This is a genomic window from Paenibacillus sp. MER TA 81-3 (assembly GCF_023713585.1).
Classification (GTDB): Bacteria; Bacillota; Bacilli; order Paenibacillales; family Paenibacillaceae; genus Paenibacillus_B; species Paenibacillus_B profundus.
Genome location: NZ_JAMAWB010000079.1, coordinates 1 through 448, shown reverse-complemented (window position 1 = coordinate 448; position 448 = coordinate 1). Strand labels below are relative to the sequence as shown.

Genomic DNA, 448 nt, shown 5'->3' with positions numbered 1-448 from the left:
AACTTATAGCGTACACATCAAAATGTTTAATAGATAGTACTTTTATAATGCTTTTAATTATGGTCGCTCTCGTAATTGTAACGAATAAGAAATGATGATTGCCAATAACATTAATAGTAATGTTGGCGTAATGAACACTGAAAGTAATAGTCCATGAATCATTATATTTATAAATTCCGTTAACAATTTAAAGAATAAAATGCTCCCCATAAATAATTGTAAATAATAAAACTTACCTTTCAAGTGGAAAGTTAACGTTGTAGCGATATATGCGATAATAATGAATAACAGAATTAATAATGTAACCCATTCAATAACATATTGTGTCTGTGATAATGTCCAATCACCAGATACAAATAATGCATTACGATTATTAAATTCTAAAAATGTGAATAAAAAGATGACGACACCACAAAATAGTTCGACATACATTGGTTTAACCCATTTC

Annotated in this window: 1 pseudogene; it reads right to left on the bottom strand. The window is 27.7% G+C overall.

Annotated elements, in window-relative coordinates:
• Positions 1 to 57: 57 nt before the first annotated feature.
• Positions 58 to 448, bottom strand: a pseudogene (locus tag M3650_RS31300) (lipoteichoic acid stability factor AuxA); the annotation flags it as partial.